The 14968-nt window shown below is 72.2% G+C and carries 25 protein-coding genes; 23 read left to right on the top strand and 2 right to left on the bottom strand.

What is annotated here, in order from left to right:
* Positions 1-3 precede the first annotated feature (3 nt).
* The 22 genes from rplN to truA all read left to right on the top strand — a co-directional run bounded on the left by rplN (position 4) and on the right by truA (position 12779).
* Positions 4-372 (top strand): 50S ribosomal protein L14, encoded by a 369-nt coding sequence (gene rplN, locus ACI78U_RS05565; protein ID WP_072919076.1) that lies wholly within the window; start codon positions 4-6, stop codon positions 370-372.
* Positions 373-374: 2 nt separating this feature from the next.
* Positions 375-731 carry a 50S ribosomal protein L24 gene (rplX, locus tag ACI78U_RS05560; RefSeq protein ID WP_456874298.1) on the top strand — a complete coding sequence of 119 codons (357 nt, stop codon included), beginning with the start codon at positions 375-377 and terminating at the stop codon, positions 729-731.
* A gap of 2 nt (positions 732-733) precedes the next feature.
* On the top strand, positions 734-1318 hold the full coding sequence (gene rplE, locus ACI78U_RS05555) for a 50S ribosomal protein L5 (protein WP_456874297.1): 585 nt from the start codon (positions 734-736) through the stop codon (positions 1316-1318).
* Positions 1319-1340: 22 nt separating this feature from the next.
* The gene (locus tag ACI78U_RS05550) at positions 1341-1526 is read left to right on the top strand and encodes a type Z 30S ribosomal protein S14 (protein WP_012950469.1); all 186 of its coding nucleotides are present in this window, start codon (positions 1341-1343) and stop codon (positions 1524-1526) included.
* A gap of 121 nt (positions 1527-1647) precedes the next feature.
* Positions 1648-2052 (top strand): 30S ribosomal protein S8, encoded by a 405-nt coding sequence (rpsH, locus tag ACI78U_RS05545; RefSeq protein ID WP_456874296.1) that lies wholly within the window; start codon positions 1648-1650, stop codon positions 2050-2052.
* A gap of 14 nt (positions 2053-2066) precedes the next feature.
* On the top strand, positions 2067-2606 hold the full coding sequence (gene rplF, locus ACI78U_RS05540; protein WP_456874295.1) for a 50S ribosomal protein L6: 540 nt from the start codon (positions 2067-2069) through the stop codon (positions 2604-2606).
* Positions 2606-3013, top strand: coding sequence for a 50S ribosomal protein L18 (rplR, locus tag ACI78U_RS05535; RefSeq protein ID WP_456874294.1), 408 nt, complete (start codon positions 2606-2608; stop codon positions 3011-3013). The genes rplF and rplR overlap by 1 nt, the downstream gene beginning before the upstream one ends.
* Before the next feature lie 40 nt (positions 3014-3053).
* Complete coding sequence (rpsE, locus tag ACI78U_RS05530; protein ID WP_026857030.1) at positions 3054-3668, top strand: 30S ribosomal protein S5; 615 nt, start codon at positions 3054-3056, stop codon at positions 3666-3668.
* Position 3669: 1 nt separating this feature from the next.
* Positions 3670-3849 carry a 50S ribosomal protein L30 gene (gene rpmD / locus ACI78U_RS05525; protein WP_456874293.1) on the top strand — a complete coding sequence of 60 codons (180 nt, stop codon included), beginning with the start codon at positions 3670-3672 and terminating at the stop codon, positions 3847-3849.
* Between the two features lie 13 nt (positions 3850-3862).
* Positions 3863-4306 carry a 50S ribosomal protein L15 gene (gene rplO / locus ACI78U_RS05520; protein WP_456874292.1) on the top strand — a complete coding sequence of 148 codons (444 nt, stop codon included), beginning with the start codon at positions 3863-3865 and terminating at the stop codon, positions 4304-4306.
* Between the two features lie 184 nt (positions 4307-4490).
* On the top strand, positions 4491-5801 hold the full coding sequence (gene secY, locus ACI78U_RS05515; RefSeq protein WP_456874291.1) for a preprotein translocase subunit SecY: 1311 nt from the start codon (positions 4491-4493) through the stop codon (positions 5799-5801).
* A gap of 8 nt (positions 5802-5809) precedes the next feature.
* Entirely contained in the window at positions 5810-6400 is a 591-nt protein-coding gene (locus ACI78U_RS05510) for an adenylate kinase (RefSeq protein ID WP_456874290.1), read from the top strand.
* A 70-nt stretch (positions 6401-6470) separates the two neighbouring features.
* Positions 6471-7274, top strand: coding sequence for a type I methionyl aminopeptidase (gene map / locus ACI78U_RS05505; RefSeq protein ID WP_456874289.1), 804 nt, complete (start codon positions 6471-6473; stop codon positions 7272-7274).
* A 254-nt stretch (positions 7275-7528) separates the two neighbouring features.
* Positions 7529-7750 (top strand): translation initiation factor IF-1, encoded by a 222-nt coding sequence (gene infA / locus ACI78U_RS05500; RefSeq protein WP_012950459.1) that lies wholly within the window; start codon positions 7529-7531, stop codon positions 7748-7750.
* A gap of 73 nt (positions 7751-7823) precedes the next feature.
* A complete protein-coding gene (gene rpmJ, locus ACI78U_RS05495; RefSeq protein ID WP_012950458.1) occupies positions 7824-7937 on the top strand; it encodes a 50S ribosomal protein L36 in 114 nt (37 codons plus the stop codon).
* 15 nt (positions 7938-7952) lie between these two features.
* Complete coding sequence (gene rpsM / locus ACI78U_RS05490; RefSeq protein ID WP_456874288.1) at positions 7953-8333, top strand: 30S ribosomal protein S13; 381 nt, start codon at positions 7953-7955, stop codon at positions 8331-8333.
* A gap of 96 nt (positions 8334-8429) precedes the next feature.
* Positions 8430-8837: a 30S ribosomal protein S11 gene (gene rpsK, locus ACI78U_RS05485; RefSeq protein ID WP_014377968.1), complete on the top strand. Its 408-nt coding sequence runs from the start codon at positions 8430-8432 to the stop codon at positions 8835-8837.
* Between the two features lie 35 nt (positions 8838-8872).
* The gene (gene rpsD / locus ACI78U_RS05480) at positions 8873-9499 is read left to right on the top strand and encodes a 30S ribosomal protein S4 (RefSeq protein ID WP_456874287.1); all 627 of its coding nucleotides are present in this window, start codon (positions 8873-8875) and stop codon (positions 9497-9499) included.
* Between the two features lie 119 nt (positions 9500-9618).
* Entirely contained in the window at positions 9619-10695 is a 1077-nt protein-coding gene (locus ACI78U_RS05475) for a DNA-directed RNA polymerase subunit alpha (RefSeq protein WP_456874286.1), read from the top strand.
* A gap of 142 nt (positions 10696-10837) precedes the next feature.
* Positions 10838-11554, top strand: coding sequence for a 50S ribosomal protein L17 (gene rplQ, locus ACI78U_RS05470; protein WP_456874285.1), 717 nt, complete (start codon positions 10838-10840; stop codon positions 11552-11554).
* Positions 11551-11934, top strand: coding sequence for a hypothetical protein (locus ACI78U_RS05465; protein WP_456874284.1), 384 nt, complete (start codon positions 11551-11553; stop codon positions 11932-11934). Before rplQ ends, ACI78U_RS05465 begins: the two co-directional genes overlap by 4 nt.
* Positions 11931-12779 (top strand): tRNA pseudouridine(38-40) synthase TruA, encoded by an 849-nt coding sequence (gene truA / locus ACI78U_RS05460; protein ID WP_456874382.1) that lies wholly within the window; start codon positions 11931-11933, stop codon positions 12777-12779. Before ACI78U_RS05465 ends, truA begins: the two co-directional genes overlap by 4 nt.
* A 1-nt stretch (position 12780) precedes the next feature.
* On the opposite strand, the gene ACI78U_RS05455 is transcribed toward truA, so the two are convergent.
* Positions 12781-13443: an NAD(P)-binding oxidoreductase gene (locus ACI78U_RS05455; protein WP_456874283.1), complete on the bottom strand. Its 663-nt coding sequence runs from the start codon at positions 13441-13443 to the stop codon at positions 12781-12783.
* Positions 13444-13468: 25 nt separating this feature from the next.
* Entirely contained in the window at positions 13469-14071 is a 603-nt protein-coding gene (gene mobA / locus ACI78U_RS05450) for a molybdenum cofactor guanylyltransferase (protein ID WP_456874282.1), read from the bottom strand.
* Positions 14072-14111: 40 nt separating this feature from the next.
* On the opposite strand from mobA, the gene fdhD reads away from it, so the two are divergent.
* Positions 14112-14942, top strand: a complete 831-nt coding sequence (gene fdhD, locus ACI78U_RS05445; RefSeq protein ID WP_456874281.1) for a formate dehydrogenase accessory sulfurtransferase FdhD — start codon at positions 14112-14114, stop codon at positions 14940-14942.
* Positions 14943-14968 lie beyond the last annotated feature (26 nt).

Genomic DNA, 14968 nt, shown 5'->3' with positions numbered 1-14968 from the left:
GACGTGATCCAGCAGGAGTCGCGACTGCGGGTCGCCGACAACACCGGTGCGAAGGAGATCCTCTGCATCCGGGTGCTCGGCGGCTCCGGGCGACGCTACGCGGGCATCGGTGACGTCATCGTGGCGACGGTCAAGGACGCGCTGCCGGGTGCCGGCGTCAAGCGCGGCGACGTCGTCAAGGCCGTCGTGGTCCGCACCGCCAAGGAGCGCCGTCGTCCCGACGGCTCCTACATCCGCTTCGACGAGAACGCCGCCGTGATCATCCGCGACAGCGGTGACCCGCGCGGTACCCGCATCTTCGGCCCCGTCGGCCGCGAGCTGCGCGACAAGCGCTTCATGCGGATCATCTCGCTCGCCCCGGAGGTGCTCTGACCATGGCCGACAAGAAGATGGCCGAGAACAAGAGGACGCCGTCCATGAAGGTCAAGAAGGGCGACACGGTCGTGGTCCTGTCCGGCAAGGACAAGGGCGCGCGCGGCCGCGTCATCGCCGCCTACCCCAAGCTGCAGAAGGTCCTCGTCGAGGGCGTCGGCCGCGTCAAGAAGCACACCCGCATCAGCTCGAACCAGCGGGGCGCGCAGCAGGGCGGGATCGTCACCCAGGAGGCTCCCATCCACGTCAGCAACGTGATGGTGATCGACTCCGAGGGCAAGCCGACCCGGGTCGGCCACCGCAAGGACGAGGAAGGCCGCAACATCCGGGTGTCGCGGCGGACGGGTAAGGACCTCTGACGATGACTGCACCCACCCGCGAGCTCCCGCGCCTGCTGGCGCACTACCGCGAGTCGATCGTGCCGGCCCTGCAGGACGAGTTCGGCTACGACAACGTCATGCAGATCCCGCGGCTCACCAAGATCGTCGTCAACATGGGCGTCGGCGAGGCGACCCGCGACGCCAAGCTCATGGACGGCGCGGTGCGCGACCTGACCGCGATCACCGGCCAGCGTCCGGCCGTCGTCCGGGCCCGCAAGTCCATCGCGCAGTTCAAGCTGCGCGAGGGCATGCCCATCGGCGCCAAGGTCACCCTCCGCGGTGACCGCATGTGGGAGTTCCTCGACCGGCTCCTGGCGCTGGCCCTGCCCCGCATCCGTGACTTCCGCGGCCTGAACGCCCAGCAGTTCGACGGGCACGGCAACTACACGTTCGGGCTGACCGAGCAGTCGATGTTCCGCGAGATCGACGTCGACAAGATCGACCGTCCGCGCGGCATGGACATCACGCTGGTCACCACCGCGACCAACGACGAGGAGGGTCGCGAGCTGCTCCGCCTCCTGGGCTTCCCGTTCGCCGGCCAGCCCGTCGTCACCACCATCCGCTGAGCCGGGCCGAGGAGACACCGAGATGGCCAAGAAGGCGCTGATCAACAAGGCGGCCCGCAAGCCGAAGTTCGCGGTCCGCGGTTACACCCGCTGCCAGCGGTGCGGTCGTCCGCACTCGGTCTTCCGCAAGTTCGGCCTGTGCCGGATCTGCCTGCGGGAGATGGCGCACGCCGGCGAGCTGCCGGGCGTGAGCAAGTCCAGCTGGTAGTCCGCAGTACCCGCCCCGCGCGCCGGCCGCGCGGGGCGACCCCCAGCTCCACCGTTCGCCGAGAGGCCCACGCGAAGGACGCGTGAGGAACCGCGGCGAGAGAGGCACGACACCCATGACGATGACCGACCCGATCGCGGACATGCTCACGCGGCTGCGCAACGCGAACACGGCCTACCACGACTCGACGCGCATGCCGTCGTCGAAGCTCAAGACGCACATCGCCGAGATCCTCCAGCAGGAGGGCTACATCTCCGGCTGGCGCGTCGAGGAGGTCGAGAAGGACGGCGCCACCCGCAAGGAGCTGGTGATCGACCTGAAGTTCGGCCCCAACCGCGAGCGCAGCATCGCCGGGGTGCGCCGGGTGTCCAAGCCGGGCCTGCGGGTCTACGCGAAGTCGAACGCCCTGCCCAAGGTGCTCGGCGGCCTCGGGGTGGCGATCATCTCCACCTCGACCGGGCTGCTGACCGACCGGCAGGCGACCAAGAAGGGCGTGGGCGGGGAAGTCCTCGCCTACGTCTGGTAAGAGGAGCGAGCGAGATGTCACGGATCGGACGACTGCCGATTCCGGTGCCCGGTGGTGTGGACGTCGCCATCGACGGCCAGACGGTCAGCGTCAAGGGCCCCAAGGGCAGCCTGTCGCACACCGTCGCCGCGCCGATCACCGTCGCCAAGGGCGAGGACGGCACCCTGGCGGTGAGCCGTCCCGACGACCAGCGCGAGAGCAAGGCCCTGCACGGCCTGTCCCGCACGCTGATCGCCAACATGATCACCGGCGTCACCGAGGGCTACACCAAGACCCTCGAGATCGTCGGCGTCGGGTACCGCGTCCAGGCCCGGGGGAGCGACCTCGAGTTCGCCCTCGGCTTCAGCCACCCGGTGCCCGTGCGGGCGCCGGAGGGCATCACCTTCACGGTCGAGTCGCCCACGCGCCTGCGCGTCACCGGCATCGACAAGCAGCAGGTCGGCCAGGTGGCCGCCAACATCCGCAAGCTGCGCCGGCCGGACCCGTACAAGGGCAAGGGCGTCCGCTACCAGGGCGAGGTCGTCAAGCGCAAGGTCGGGAAGACGGGTAAGTGATGGCACAGACCGAGAAGGCCGCTCGGGTGCACTCGCCCGTCGGCACCGACATCAGCACGCGCCGCCGCGTCTCGCGGCTGCGCCGCCACAACCGGCTGCGCAAGCGGGTCGCCGGCACGGCCGAGCGCCCGCGCCTGGTGGTCAACCGCAGCTCGCGGCACATCCACGTGCAGGTCGTCGACGACACCGTCGGCCGTACCCTGGTGAGCGCCTCGACGCTGGACGCCAGCCTGCGCGGCGCCGAGGGCGACAAGTCCGCCCTGGCCCGCCGGGTCGGCACCCTGGTCGCCGAGCGCGCCCAGGCCGCGGGCATCACCCGGGTCGTCTTCGACCGCGGTGGCAACCGCTACCAGGGCCGTATCGCCGCGCTCGCCGACGGCGCACGAGAGGGCGGGCTGGACTTCTGATGAGCAGCACCGCCTACGAGCAGATCGAGAGGGACGTCTGATGCCAGGACCACAGCGACGCGGCGGCGGCGCCGGCGGCGGCAACGACCGCCGCGACCGTCGTGACGGCGGGCGGGGGCCCGGCGGCGCGCCTGCCGAGAAGAGCAACTACATCGAGCGCGTGGTGGCCATCAACCGCGTGTCGAAGGTCGTCAAGGGCGGCCGGCGCTTCAGCTTCACCGCGCTGGTGATCGTCGGCGACGGCGACGGCACCGTGGGTGTCGGCTACGGCAAGGCCAAGGAGGTGCCCGCGGCGATCGCCAAGGGCGTCGAGGAGGCCAAGAAGCACTTCTACAAGGTGCCGCGGATCGCCAGCACCATCCCGCACCCGGTGCAGGGTGAGGCGGCAGCCGGCGTCGTGCTGCTCAAGCCGGCCAGCCCCGGTACCGGTGTCATCGCCGGTGGCCCGGTGCGCGCCGTGCTGGAGTGCGCGGGGATCCACGACGTGCTCTCCAAGAGCCTGGGCTCGTCGAACCCCATCAACATCGTGCACGCCACCATGCAGGCGCTGAAGGACCTCGTCCGGCCCGAGGAGATCGCCGCCCGTCGCGGGCTGCCCCTCGAGGACGTCGCCCCGGCCGCCATGCTGCGGGCGCGTGCGGGTCAGGGGGTCTGACGTGGCGCAGCTCAAGGTCACCCAGGTCCGGTCGGCGATCGGCACGAAGCCCAACCAGCGGCAGACGCTGCGGTCCCTGGGCCTCAAGCGGGTCAACGACACGGTCGTGCAGGAGGACCGTCCCGAGATCCGCGGGATGGTCGCCACGGTGACGCACCTCGTCACCGTCGAAGAGATCTGAGCAGGGACTGATCATGACTCTCAAGGTCCACCACCTGCGTCCGGCCCCGGGCGCCCACACCCCCAAGACGCGAGTCGGCCGTGGTGAGGGCTCCAAGGGCAAGACGGCCGGTCGCGGCACCAAGGGCACCGGCGCGCGCGGCACCACCTCCGCGCGCTTCGAGGGCGGTCAGACGCCGCTGCACATGCGGCTGCCCAAGATGTCCGGCTTCAAGAACCGCAACAAGGTCGTGTTCCAGGTCGTCAACCTCGACCGGATCGCGTCCCTGTTCCCCGAGGGCGGGCACGTCGACCCCGACTCGCTCGCCACCGCCGGCGCGGTCCGCCGCGGCCAGCCGGTGAAGGTCCTCGGCACCGGCGACCTGGGCGGCGTCCGGGTCACCGTGCACGCGCACGCCTTCTCCGCCTCCGCGGCGGAGAAGATCGCCGCGGCCGGGGGCAGCACCACCCGCATCTGAGCGACGGACGACCCCCGGGGCCGCACCACCAGCCCCGGGGGTCGTCTGCTGTTCCCGGCCCGTCCGCCCTCCGGCGGGCGGGTTGCGGCCTCTCTCCGGGCCCCCGCCGCGCGTCCGCGAGTGGTGGGGGCAGGGAAGGTCCTCCGTCGTTGCTAACCTCGTCCGACCGATAAGGGGAGGGCACGTGCTGCAGGCGTTCGCCGCGGCGTTCCGGACGCCAGACCTCCGGCGCAAGTTGCTGTTCTCCCTGGCGATCATCGCCGTGTACCGGCTGGGGGCCGCGATCCCGGGTCCCGGGGTCTCGGTGGAGGCGATCAACAGCTGCCTCGAGCAGGCGCAGGCCTCCGACCAGCGCGACGTCTACTCGCTGGTGAACCTGTTCTCCGGCGGGGCGCTGCTGCGGCTGTCGATCTTCGCGCTGGGGATCATGCCCTACATCACCGCCAGCATCATCGTGCAGCTGCTGGTCGTGGTGATCCCGCGCTTCGAGCAGCTGAAGAAGGAAGGGCAGTCGGGGCAGCAGAAGCTGACCCAGTACACCCGCTACCTCACGATCGCCCTCGCGGTCCTGCAGAGCACCGGCATCATCGCCCTGGCCCGCAGCGGCCAGCTGTTCCCCGGCTGCCAGCAGGAGATCATCCCGTCGCAGAGCATCTGGACGACGGTCATCCTGGTCATCACGCTGACCGCCGGCACCGCCGTCATCATGTGGCTCGGCGAGCTGCTCACCGAGAAGGGGATCGGCAACGGCATGTCCGTGCTGATCTTCACCTCGATCGCGGCCCGCATCCCGGCCGAGGGCGGCGCGATCCTGCAGACCCGCGGCGGCGTGGTCTTCACCGTCGTCTGCGCCTTCGCCCTGCTGATCATCGGTGCGGTCGTCTACGTCGAGCAGGCGCAACGGCGCATCCCGGTCCAGTACGCCAAGCGCATGGTCGGCCGCCGGATGTACGGCGGGACGTCGACCTACCTCCCGCTGAAGGTCAACCAGGCCGGCGTCATCCCGGTCATCTTCGCCTCGTCGCTGCTCTACCTGCCGCAGCTGATCACCCAGCTGCAGGGCGACGAGACCGGGCCGGTGCGGCAGTTCTTCGAGAACTACGTCATCGACCAGAGCAGCCCGGTGCACGTGGCGCTGTACTTCGGCCTGATCGTCTTCTTCACGTACTTCTACGTGTCGATCACGTTCAACCCCGAGGAGCGGGCCGACGACATGAAGCGCTACGGCGGCTTCATCCCCGGCATCCGCCCCGGCCGGCCCACGGCCGAGTACCTGCAGTACGTGCTGTCCCGGATCACCCTGCCGGGGTCGATCTACCTCGGGATCGTGGCGGTGCTGCCCAACTTCTTCCTGTCGATCACGCAGCAGGGAGCGAACCAGAACTTCCCGTTCGGCGGGACCGCAGTGCTGATCATGGTGGGAGTGGGCTTGGAGACGGTGAAGCAGATCGAGACCCAGCTCAACCAGCGCAACTACGAAGGGTTCCTGAAGTAGTGCGCGTCGTGCTGCTCGGTCCCCCCGGAGCCGGCAAGGGGACGCAGGCGCAGATCATCGCCGGACGGCTCGGCGTGCCGGCCATCTCGACCGGCGACATCTTCCGCGCCAACGTCAGCGGCCAGACCGAGCTGGGCCGCAAGGCCAAGGTCTACATGGACGCCGGCGACCTGGTCCCCGACGAGATCACCGTCGCCATGGTCAAGGACCGGCTGGCCGAGCCCGACGCCAAGGCCGGCTTCCTGCTCGACGGGTTCCCGCGCACCATCGCCCAGGCCGAGCAGCTGCGCAGCTCGCTGGCCGAGCTGGGGCACCACCTCGACCGCGTCCTCGAACTCGTCGTCGAGGAGGAGGAGCTCGTCCGCCGGCTCTCCGGCCGGCGGATGCTCGTCGACGGCGAGTGGGTGCAGCGCGACGACGACAGGCCCGAGACCGTCCGGCACCGGCTGGAGGTCTACCGGGAACAGACCGCGCCGCTCTCGGGGTTCTACGACGGCGAGGGGCTGCTGTCGCGCATCGACGCGATCGGCACCATCGAGGAGGTCACCGACCGCGTGATGACCGCCCTCGGGCAGCCCGGACGGTCAGACGACAGCTGAGGGGACGGCGCCGCGCATGTCGGCCGGGATCCTGAGCCGCCTCCCGCTGTTGGCGAAGTGGAGTGGACGCATGATCCAGATCAAGACGCCGCAGGAGATCGAGCTGATGCGCGGCGCCGGCCTCGTCGTCGCGAAGGCGATCGGCGCCGTGCGCGCCGCCGTCCGTCCCGGCGTGACGACCGGTGAGCTCGACGCCATCGCCGAGGACACCATCCGGTCGGCCGGGGCGGTCCCGTCGTTCCTGGGCTACCACGGCTTCACCGGCAGCATCTGCGCGTCGATCAACGACGAGGTCGTGCACGGCATCCCGGACCCGCAGCGGGTGCTCGCCGAGGGCGACAACATCTCGATCGACTGCGGCGCCATCCTCGACGGCTGGCACGGCGACTCGGCCGTCACCGTCACGGTCGGCCCGCCCTCGGCCGAGGACGCCGCCCTCATCGCCGTCACCGAGCGCAGCATGTGGGCGGGCCTGGCCCGGGCGGTCGCCGGTGGCCGGCTCACCGACATCAGCGCCGCCGTCGAGCAGGCCATCACCGCGGAGTCGCACCCCTACGGCATCGTCGACCACTACGGCGGCCACGGGATCGGCACGGAGATGCACCAGGACCCGCACGTCCTCAACTACGGCCGGCCCGGTCGGGGCCCCCGGTTGGTGCCCGGTCTCGCCCTGGCGATCGAGCCGATGGTGACGGTGGGCGACCCCGCCACCGTCGAGCTCGAGGACGGCTGGACCGTGGTCACCAAGGACGGTTCCCGGGCCGCCCACTTCGAGCACACCGTCGCCATCACCCCCGAGGGGCCCTGGGTCCTGACGGCGGAGGACGGCGGCGTCGCGGGGCTGGCCCCCTTCGGGATCACCCCCCGCACCTGAGGGACGTCCTCCGCGGTGTTCCGTTGTGACAGAGGCCGGGTTGGAGAGGCCCGTCGCAGCGGGGTACAGTGAACGACGGCGTTCGCGCCGTCCTGTCGTCGTGCTGTGGCCGCACGGCGCGGGACGCCCTCGCGGGAGCGCCTGCACCACCTGGACTGCAACCACCGCGTACGACCGCCGGGCTCCGGCGTGGTCGTCCGCGACTCCAGCACCACATCCACCAGCACCACCGAGTCAGGGAGGCCGTGTCGGGCATGGCGAAGAAGGACGGGGCCATCGAGGTCGAGGGTCGCGTCGTCGAGCCGCTGCCCAACGCGATGTTCCGGGTCGAGCTGCAGAACGGGCACCGGGTGCTCGCCCACATCAGCGGCAAGATGCGCCAGCACTACATCCGCATCCTGCCGGAGGACCGCGTCGTCGTGGAGCTCTCGCCCTACGACCTGACCCGCGGTCGCATCGTCTACCGCTACAAGTGACCGCCGCCGGCGCGGGGCACCCGAGGGTGCCGCGCGGGCGGCCATCGATCGACAGGAATGAGGGGCGGCAACGGTGAAGGTCCAGCCGTCGGTGAAGAAGATCTGCGACAAGTGCAAGGTGATCCGCCGGCACGGCCGGGTCATGGTCATCTGCGACAACGCCCGCCACAAGCAGCGGCAGGGCTGAGGGAGTACCTGAGACATGGCACGACTGGCCGGCGTCGACCTGCCCCGCGAGAAGCGGATGGAGATCGCGCTCACCTACATCTACGGCATCGGCAAGGCCCACGCCAAGGAGACCCTGGCCGCGACGGGCGTCAGCCCCGACCTGCGCGTCCGGGACCTCGGCGACGAGGACCTGCTGAAGCTGCGCGACTACATCGACGAGCACTTCCGCGTCGAGGGTGACCTGCGCCGCGAGGTGGCCGCCGACATCCGCCGCAAGGTGGAGATCGGCTGCTACCAGGGCCTGCGCCACCGTCGTGGGCTGCCCGTGCACGGTCAGCGCACCCGCACCAACGCGCGCTCGAGCAAGGGCCCGCGCAAGACCATCGCCGGCAAGAAGAAGGCCGGCAAGAAGTAAGTGTGTCCGCGCGCCGTCGCAGCGACCCGTGAGGGCGGGAGCGGCGGCGCGCGACGCGCTCTACCTGGCCACTGATCAGAAGGAAACCGGAGAGAGATGCCTCCCAGGGCTCGCGCCGCGGCTGGGGCCAAGAAGGTCCGCCGCAAGGAGAAGAAGAACGTCGCCCACGGCGCCGCGCACATCAAGAGCACGTTCAACAACACGATCGTGTCCATCACCGACCCCAACGGGAACGTGATCAGCTGGGCCTCGGCCGGCCACGTCGGCTTCAAGGGCTCGCGCAAGTCGACGCCGTTCGCCGCCCAGATGGCCGCCGAGAACGCCGCGCGCAAGGCCCAGGAGCACGGCATGCGCAAGGTCGACGTCTTCGTGAAGGGCCCCGGCTCCGGTCGCGAGACGGCGATCCGCTCGCTGCAGGCGACCGGCCTCGAGGTCGGACAGATCCAGGACGTGACCCCGCAGCCGCACAACGGCTGCCGCCCGAAGAAGCGCCGCCGGGTCTGACCGGCCACTGACGAGAAGAACGAGGAGTACCTGACGTGGCCCGTTACGCCGGAGCCGACTGCCGGATGTGCCGGCGCGAGAAGATGAAGCTGTTCCTCAAGGGCAGCAAGTGCGAGTCCCCGAAGTGCCCGATCGAGATCCGGCCCTACCCGCCGGGTGAGCACGGCCGGGGCCGCAGCAAGGACAGCGAGTACCTCCTGCAGCTGCGCGAGAAGCAGAAGGCCCGCCGCATCTACGGCGTCCTCGAGAAGCAGTTCCGCGGCTACTACGAGGAGGCCAACCGCAAGACCGGCAAGACCGGCGAGGTCCTGCTGCAGATCCTCGAGTCCCGCCTGGACAACGTCGTGTACCGGGCCGGCTGGGGCGAGAGCCGCGACATGGCCCGCCAGCTGGTCAAGCACGGCCACATCCGGGTCAACGGCCGCAAGGTCGACATCCCGTCGTACCGGGTGAGCGCCAACGACATCATCGAGGTCGCCGAGAAGTCGCGGCGGATGGTGCCGTTCGAGATCGCCCAGGCCCGCGCCGGCGAGCGTCCCGTGCCGCCGTGGCTGGAGGTCATCAGCGGCCAGCTGCGCGCCGTCGTCCACAGCATCCCGGCCCGCCAGGTGATCGACACCCCGGTCCAGGAGCAGCTGATCGTCGAGCTCTACTCCAAGTAAGGGCTCGCAGCACCACCTGCAGTACCGGCCCCGGCGGGCGGACGGATGTCCGCCGGGGCCAGCACCACCCCCTCACGGCGTCATATGGCGGGCGCCGGAGGACACAGAGGAGAACACCCATGCTCATCGCACAGCGTCCGACGCTGACCGAGGAGACCCTCACCGAGCAGCGCTCGCGGTTCGTCATCGAGCCGCTGGAGCCCGGTTTCGGCTACACCCTCGGCAACTCGCTGCGCCGCACCCTCCTGTCGTCGATCCCCGGTGCTGCCGTGACCAGCATCCGGATCGAGGGCACCCTGCACGAGTTCACCACCGTGCCCGGGGTCAAGGAGGACGTCACCGAGATCATCCTCAACCTCAAGGGCCTCGTGGTCAGCTCCGACTCCGACGAGCCGGTGACCATGTACCTGCGCAAGCAGGGCCCCGGCGAGGTCACCGCCGCCGACATCGCGCCCCCGGCCGGTGTCGAGGTGCACAACCCCGACCTGCACATCGCCACGCTCAACGGCAAGGGCCGGCTGGAGATCGAGCTGGTCGTCGAGCGCGGCCGCGGCTACGTGCCGGCCCCGCAGAACAAGCAGCCCGGCCAGGAGATCGGCCGCATCCCGGTCGACTCGATCTACTCGCCGGTCCTCAAGGTCACCTACGCCGTCGAGGCCACCCGCGTCGAGCAGCGCACCGACTTCGACCGCCTGGTCGTCGACGTCGAGACCAAGCCGTCGATCGCGCCGCGCGATGCCATCGCCTCCGCCGGCTCCACGCTGGTCGAGCTGTTCGGTCTGCTGCGCGAGCTGAACGTCGACGCCGAGGGCATCGAGGTCGGCCCCAGCCCGGCCGAGGCCGCCGACATCGCCAACTTCTCGATGCCGATCGAGGACATGGACCTCACCGTCCGGTCCTACAACTGCCTCAAGCGCGAGGGCGTGCACACCGTCGGCGAGCTGGTCACCCGCTCGGAGGCCGACCTGCTCGACATCCGCAACTTCGGGGCCAAGTCGATCGACGAGGTCAAGATGAAGCTGGCGGCCATGGGCCTCGCGCTCAAGGACAGCCCGCCCGGGTTCATCCCCACCTCGGTGGAGAGCTACGACGAGGGCTACGAGACCGACGCCTACCACGGCACCGGCGAGTACGGCACCGAGTACGGGCAGGTCCAGTACGACGACGGCTCCTACCAGGAGACCGAGCAGCTCTGACGCTGCACCGGCCGGGGGGGGGGGGGGGGGGGCGCCCCCCCCCCCCGGCCGCGGGCTCCCGGCCCGCCACACTGAGCACAGACGACAGCACCACCCGGAAGCAGCCGGCAGCGCCCGCCCGGCCGCCTGAGGAAGGACCGACATGCCCACCCCCACCAAGGGCCCCCGTCTCGGCGGGTCCCCCTCGCACGAGCGGCTGATGCTGGCCAACCTGGCCACCTCGCTGTTCGAGCACGGGCGGATCACCACCACCGAGGCCAAGGCCAAGCGGCTGCGCCCGTTCGCCGAGAAGCTGGTGACCTTCGCCAAGCGCGGCGACCTGCACGCGCGCCGCCAGGTCATGACGGTCATCCGGGACAAGGACGTCGTCCACCACCTGTTCGCCGAGATCGGCCCGCGCTTCGAGAACCGGCCGGGTGGCTACACGCGGATCACCAAGGTCGGCCCGCGCAAGGGCGACAACGCGCCCATGGCCGTCATCGAGCTCGTCGAGGGCCTGACCGTGGCCCAGGAGGCCGTCGGCGAGGCCGAGCGCGCCCGCGGCACCCGGTTCGCCTCCGGCGCCGGCGCGGCCGCCGCCTCCGGCGAGGTCACCGCTGACGCGATCGAGACCGCCGACGCCGACGGCACCGCGGCCGACGACACGGCTGCCGTGAGCACCGACGACACCGCTGCCGACGACACCGCTGCCGACGACACCGCTGCCGACGACGCCGCGGTCGCCGACGAGGTCGAGGCCGTCGAGGCCGCCGAGGTCGACGCGGAGCCGGCCGACGCCGGCACCGTGGCCGCCGACGCCGAGTCCCCGGGCGACACCGAGACCCCGGGCGACGCCGACGCCCCGGGCGGCACCCGGTGACCACGGAGGAGCGTCCGGGCGAGGGCGGCAACGCCGGCGCCGTCGGCGTCCCCGCCAGCGGCGGCGACCAGGGCGCCACGTTCGCCGGTGAGACCACCGGTCCCGGTGGCGACACCTCGCCGGCCGTGACCTCCGGCGACGTCGACCCCGAGGCCCAGCAGGTCGTCACCGACGTCTACAACCCCGACGGCGACCGCCAGGACGAGAGCAACGTCCGGCCGGAGCCGCAGCGGGAGAACGCCGCCGTCGTCGACGACCCGACGCTGTCGCCCGACGTGGCTCGGGCGGCCGCCGCCGAGGTGGAGGCCGCCGAGCTCGGTGACGCCGCCACCTCCGGCACCCTCGCGCCGGGCGGCGAGTCCGCGCCCGACCCCCGCTGAGCAGCGATCACCTCGCAGACGAGCCCGCCACCGTTCCCGGTGGCGGGCTCGTCCGTCTCCGCCTGGACGTCGCCTACGACGGCACCGGCTTCTCCGGCTGGGCCCGCCAGCCCGGTCGGCGCACCGTGCAGGCCGAGCTCGAGACCGCGCTGACGACGGTCCTGCGGGCGCCCGTGCAGCTGACCGTCGCCGGCCGCACCGACACCGGCGTCCACGCGACCGGGCAGGTCGCCCACGCCGACGTGCCGCACGCCGCCTGGACCGAGCAGGCCGGGCGCCTGGTCCGCCGGCTGCGCGGGGTGCTGCCGCCCGACGTCGCCGTCCCGGCCGTCACCGAGGCGCCGCCGGGCTTCGACGCCCGCTTCGGCGCGCTGGCGCGGCACTACGTCTACCGGCTCACCGACGCCGAGGGCGGGCCGTCGCCGCTGCGCCGGGCCGACACCGTCGGCTGGCCCCGGCGCCTGGACGCCGGTGCCATGGCCGCCGCAGCCGCACGGCTGCCCGGCCGGCACGACTTCGCCGCCTTCTGCCGCCGCCGCGAGGGCGCGACCACCATCCGCACCCTGCTGACGCTGGCGGTGGCCCGCGACGGCGACCTGGTGACCGTGGAGGCGTCCGCCGACGCGTTCTGCCACTCGATGGTCCGCAGCCTCGTCGGCGCGCTGCTCGCCGTCGGTGAGGGCCGCCGCGACCCGGACTGGCCGGTCGGCCTGCTGACCCGCCGCAAGCGGGCGGACGAGGTCGTCGTCGCCCCGCCGGGAGGGCTGACGCTGGTGCGGGTCGACTACCCGGCCGACGCCGACCTCGCGGCCCGCGCGCAGCGCACCCGCGCCCTGCGCAGCTGAGTCACGGCAGCGCCGCGACGGCCTCCTCGATCGGCGTCGGGCCGCTGACCAGCTCGACGACCTCGTCGGTCTTGCCGGCGTCGAGCAGCGCCAGCAGGACCGCCGCGACGTCGTCGCGGGGGACGTCGCCGAACTCGACGCCGTGGGTCAGGGTGACCCGGCCGGTGCCCGGGTCGTCGGTGAGCCGGCCCGGCCGCAGGACGACCGTGTCGAGGGCCGGCCGCGGGAGGATCACGTCCTCGGCCCGCAGCTTGGCCTGCAGGTAGGCGGCGAACACCGGGTCCATGCCCTTCGGCGTCCCCTGGCGGGCCTGCTCCACGCCCATCGAGGACACCAGCAGGTAGGGCCGCACGCCGGCCCGCTCGGCGGCGTCGGCCAGCAGCACCGCGGCGGCGTGGTCGACGGTGTGCTTGCGCGCCGCGCCGCTGCCCGGTCCGGCACCCGCGGCGAACACCACGGCGTCGGCTCCCCGGACGGCGTCGGCCACCTCGTCGACCGACGCGGACTCCAGGTCCAGCACGACCGGCGTCACGCCGTCGGCCTCGAGGTCGGCGGCGTGGTCGGGGTTGCGGACGATCCCGACCACGGTGTCCCCGCGGCCGGCCAGGAGGCGACCGAGGCGGCGGGCGACCTGGCCGTGGGCACCGGCGATGGCGACGCGCATGGCGCACCCTATCCGGAGCGCCCGGTCATCCCCAGCCGAGTTCTCCGGCGGCCGCGCGGGCGCGGGCGAGGTCGGCAGGGGTGTCGCAGTCGGTCCAGGGAGGTGGCGTGCCGGGCCGCCGGTCCGGCCGGTGGCGGGTGACCGTCAGCGAGGCGACCACCCGGCGGACCGGCAGTGGGCCGGAGGCGCCGGCGAGCGCCCGCCGCAGGGCGGCCGTCCGCCAGACGCCGAGCAGGTACTGGTCGCGGCCGGCGTCGTCGACGACGAGGACGCCGTCGCCGGTCAGCCGTTCGCGGAGATCGCGCACGAGCGCAGGCGTCACGAAGGGGAGGTCACCGGCGAGGACGGCGACGACGTCGGTGTCGACGGGGGCCAGACCGGCGCGCATCGCGGCGACCGGGCCACCGCCGGGCGGCCGCTCGCGCACCACCACGACGTCACCGGGCACCGGCTGCGGCGGGCCGACCACGACCCGCGGCTGGGCGTCCGTGACGGCGTCGAGGACGGCGGCCAGCATCGTGCGCCCGCCGACCTCCAGCTGCGGCTTGGCCCGCCCGCCCAGCCGGGCCGCGCGGCCGCCGGCGAGCACGACCGCCGCGTAGGGCGGGAGCGGGGCCGGTGCGGTCACGGACCGACCGTAGGGGCCGCGCGTGGGTACCGTCCCGGTCGTGGGACGAGTCACCAGCCGCACGCCCGTGCTGCGCATCCGGGGCCCCGTGCGCACCACCCGACCCGACACGGTGGCCGCGGAGGAGCCGCTGGAGATCCGGCTCGACGGCACGCCGCTGGCGGTCACGATGCGCACGCCGGGCGCCGACTTCGACCTCGTGCACGGCTTCCTCGCCACGGAGGGGGTCATCGCCGGCGTCGAGGACGTCGCCGGCCTGCGGTACTGCAACTCCGTCGACGACGAGGGCCGCAACACCTACAACGTCGTCGACGTCGACCTGGTGGCCGGCGTCGAGCCGCCCGCCACCGCGCTGGACCGCACCTTCCTCACGTCGAGCTCGTGCGGGGTGTGCGGCAAGGCGAGCATCGACGCCATCCGCACCCGCACCCGCCACGACGTCGCCGCCGACGCCACCCGGCTGGAGCTGGCCACGCTCCTGGCGATGCCCGACCGGTTGCGTGCCGCACAGGAGGTGTTCAGCAAGACCGGCGGGCTGCACGCCGCCGGGCTGTTCACCGCCGACGGGGAGCTCGTGGCGCTGCGCGAGGACGTCGGCCGGCACAACGCCGTGGACAAGGTGGTCGGCGACGCGGTGCGCGAGGGCCGGCTGCCGCTGACCGGGCACGTGCTGATGGTCAGCGGGCGGGCGAGCTTCGAGCTGACGCAGAAGGCGGCGATGGCCGGGATCCCGGTGCTGGCCGCGGTGTCGGCGCCGTCGTCGCTCGCGGTGGAGCTGGCCGCCGACGTCGGCATCACGCTGGTCGGCTTCCTCCGCGGCGACGGCTGCAACGTCTACACCCGCCAGGACCGCCTCGTCCTGCCCGACTGACCACGAGAGTGTGCGCCCACGCCGTG

The organism is Geodermatophilus sp. SYSU D00710, from assembly GCF_054050195.1.
This window is presented reverse-complemented; position numbering and strand designations above follow the sequence as displayed.